Source organism: Pseudomonas sp. URMO17WK12:I9 (assembly GCF_900230165.1).
GTDB classification, from domain to species: Bacteria; Pseudomonadota; Gammaproteobacteria; order Pseudomonadales; family Pseudomonadaceae; genus Aquipseudomonas; species Aquipseudomonas fulva.
In genome coordinates, this window is the sequence record NZ_OCMQ01000024.1 from 1 (window position 1) to 3,027 (window position 3,027).

The 3,027-nt window shown below is 56.9% G+C and carries 4 protein-coding genes and 3 tRNA genes; all 7 read right to left on the minus strand.

What is annotated here, in order from left to right:
* Positions 1-110, minus strand: a 110-nt coding sequence (locus tag CRP40_RS21630) for a GTP-binding protein (protein WP_132579187.1), incomplete at its 3' end; no start/stop codon positions are given.
* A 78-nt stretch (positions 111-188) separates the two neighbouring features.
* Positions 189-264: transfer RNA gene (locus tag CRP40_RS21635), tRNA-Thr, on the minus strand.
* 29 nt (positions 265-293) lie between these two features.
* Positions 294-367, minus strand: a tRNA-Gly gene (locus CRP40_RS21640).
* Between the two features lie 24 nt (positions 368-391).
* Positions 392-475 (minus strand) — tRNA-Tyr (locus CRP40_RS21645).
* 152 nt (positions 476-627) lie between these two features.
* Complete coding sequence (locus CRP40_RS21650; protein WP_027915759.1) at positions 628-1,053, minus strand: hypothetical protein; 426 nt, start codon at positions 1,051-1,053, stop codon at positions 628-630.
* 7 nt (positions 1,054-1,060) lie between these two features.
* On the minus strand, positions 1,061-1,810 hold the full coding sequence (locus tag CRP40_RS21655) for a pantothenate kinase (RefSeq protein WP_027915760.1): 750 nt from the start codon (positions 1,808-1,810) through the stop codon (positions 1,061-1,063).
* On the minus strand, positions 1,800-2,759 hold the full coding sequence (gene birA, locus CRP40_RS21660; protein WP_027915761.1) for a bifunctional biotin--[acetyl-CoA-carboxylase] ligase/biotin operon repressor BirA: 960 nt from the start codon (positions 2,757-2,759) through the stop codon (positions 1,800-1,802). Before birA ends, CRP40_RS21655 begins: the two co-directional genes overlap by 11 nt.
* Positions 2,760-3,027 lie beyond the last annotated feature (268 nt).

The following is a 3,027-nucleotide window of genomic DNA, read 5'->3' on the forward strand; positions in this document are numbered from 1 at the left end:
GAGCAGACGCGAGTCAGAGCTGCGGTCAGAGTGGTCTTACCGTGGTCAACGTGGCCGATAGTGCCGACGTTAACGTGGGGAAGGGAACGATCAAACTTTTCCTTAGCCATCGATACAATCCTCCGCAGAAGAAATAGTCTTGCGCTGATAAAACAAAGGCAGATATTTTCATATCTGCCTTGTTTATATGGAGCTCTTGAGCGGACTTGAACCGCTGACCTCACCCTTACCAAGGGTGTGCTCTACCAACTGAGCTACAAGAGCGAAACACATTGTGCAATAACCAGCAAACTTGGAGCGGGTAGCGGGAATCGAACCCGCATCATCAGCTTGGAAGGCTGAGGTTCTACCACTAAACTATACCCGCGAGGCTTGCGGCTCTCGCTAAAACTGGTGGAGGGAGAAGGATTCGAACCTTCGAAGCTCTCGCAACGGATTTACAGTCCGTCCCCTTTGGCCGCTCGGGAATCCCTCCAGATGTGGCCGGCATTTTATTCATCTGCCGCCCTAGTGTCAAGCGCTTTTTCAAATTTTTTCAATCAAATCTGAAACTTAGCTACTGTGACACTGCTTGCAACTCAACCACCTGAGTGGTGTTCCCTGCGAAGCGGGCGCCATTCTATCAAGCTATTCACCAGTTGCAATACCCTGGCAGAAAATAATTTGATGTTTTAAGTCTTTGAAATCATTGGAAAGCGCGTCGAGGGTCGCTGGGTCCAACAAACGCTCACTTGCAGGCTCTACTTTCAGCCAACGCCCTTGGGCACCTGCGACCTGCCCTCGGACCTGGGCCGTGGCGATGTCCAGGCTGGTCAGCCGCTGACGAAGCGACTCAAGCGTATCGGGCGTCATTGCGCCTCCGACTATGAGGCACTCCTCGCGACGTCGCTCAGGTGCCGCCACGCCTGCTTCCCGCAATAGGCGAATGTCCTGCTGACTGCCTTTATAAAGCGAAAGCGGCGTTACATCCTTGACCTTGAGCGGCGCCTCCTGTTGATTCCAGACGTAGTACACACCGTTAAGGATCAGCAGCAACAAGAACAACCAGCGCATAGGCACCTCAATTCAGTGGGCAGGCCATGGCCAAGCCTACAAAGACCAAGTCAGGCACCACGCGCGCGTCAGGCAACGAGTCCTTGACTAGCGGGGCGTCCCCTCCCGTCAGGAAAACAGTAAAATCTTCACCCCATATTTCACGCGCCTGCTCAAGTTGTGTGCGTACGAAGCCTTGCAGCATCAGCACGCAGCCTCGCTCGACCGCCTCCACCGTCGAGCGACCCGGGGTCAAGCTGACCAATGCACGCTCGGCGGATGCATCGTCATAGCGAATACGGCGCGTGTGCGTGCGCAGTTGGCTACGCATCAGCGGCATGCCTGGACAGATATAGCCGCCTAGATGCTCGCCGTTTGCGGCGACGAAGTCTGCTTTGGCCGCAGTGCCCAGGTCAATGACGAGGCAAGCGCCCTTGGCCAGGTGAAATGCGCCCAGCGTTGCCAGCCAACGATCCATCCCGAGGCGCTGATAATCCGCATAGCCGTTGCGCACGCCCGCCATCTCCGGCGCTGACTGTGCGACTTGAGCCTGGACGGCAAATACCTGGGCAATCAGGGTCGTCAAGGCATCGGTTTCTTCCTCACTGCGCACGCTGACGATACGACAAGCCGTAATCTGAACGCCTGCCAGCACTCTGATCTGGTCCATGAGTGTCTGGTCGGAATCCACGATCCCGCCACCCACAATCATTGCATCGTGAAGATGAATTACCCGCCATTTGATGAAGCTGTTACCGCAATCGAGCTCAAGAATCATCACTCAACCTCAAACTAAGCTCGCCGCCGCTGAAGACTTTCTCCACGCCATCCACGCGCATGCGCAAACCGCCCTGCCCGTCCACGCCCGCGACCACTCCTTGTACCTGGGTGGCTCCGGCAATGAGCGTTACATTGCGCCCCTGCCAGAGGTGCGCTTGCTCCCACTCTTCCTGAAAAGCCGCAAACCCATAACGGCGGTGACGGCCCAGCTCATGCTCCAAGTGGTGGCTCAGCACCGCCACTAAATGGTTGCGGTCTACAGACGCTCCTAATTCTCGACGCATGGACGTCCATCGTTGATCCACCTGCGTATTGGCCTGCATATTCACGTTTATGCCAATTCCCAGAACCACATGGCATACGTCTGCCGGATCACCGATCAGCTCAAGCAAAATGCCCGTTATCTTCTGACCATCGACCAGCACGTCGTTAGGCCACTTCACGCCTACATTCTTTACCCCGAATGTCTGCAATGTGCGCATGACCGCCAATCCCACGACAAGGCTCAGCCCCTCAAGCTGACGCATGCCACCGTCAATGCGCAGCACCAGACTGAAGTATAGGTTTTGCGCGAAAGGGCTGATCCATTGCCGACCGCGTCGCCCGCGACCGGCACTCTGCTGCTCCGCCAATACCACGAAGGGCGCCAGTTGCCCGTTAGCCGCCAGGCGCATACCTTCGGCATTGGTCGAATCGATGGACTCATGGATGAATGTGGGCCAGGGCGCCGCCTCTGCATGGCCCGCGATCGCCGCACCGTCCAGCAGCACCAACGGTGAAGCTAGCTGATAGCCACGGCCACGTACCTTGTGGATACTGAGGTTCAGCTCGCTTTCCAAGTGCTGCAGCTGCTTCCACACCGCACTGCGACTGACGCCCAGAGCCGCCCCCAGAGCTTCTCCGGAATGGAATCGGCCATCCTTGAGGAGATTCAACAACTTCAGCATGCGCGTCTCGACTTCGAATGAGGCTGGCATGATAGCCATGGGGGATTGCCTTGCATAGGACAAGGGCTTGCGATTGGGGGCAGCCGGGTGCGCTGCACGGCTCCCGCTCAGATACCAGACCGCCGGCCCTCGCGCCCTTCACAGGAGCAATGCCGGCGGGTTTGTCTGAGACGCAAAGACAAAACCCCTACCTGCATACGCAGATAGGGGTTTTGCGAAATGAATCTTGACGATGACCTACTCTCACATGGGGAAACCCCACACTACC

Bases quoted from the DNA above. Each gene is read 5' to 3' on its own strand.
- birA (WP_027915761.1), bottom strand. From the start codon at position 2,759: ATGCTGAAGTTGTTGAATCTCCTCAAGGATGGCCGATTCCATTCCGGA.
- CRP40_RS21655 (WP_027915760.1), bottom strand. From the start codon at position 1,810: ATGATTCTTGAGCTCGATTGCGGTAACAGCTTCATCAAATGGCGGGTA.
- CRP40_RS21650 (WP_027915759.1), bottom strand. From the start codon at position 1,053: ATGCGCTGGTTGTTCTTGTTGCTGCTGATCCTTAACGGTGTGTACTAC.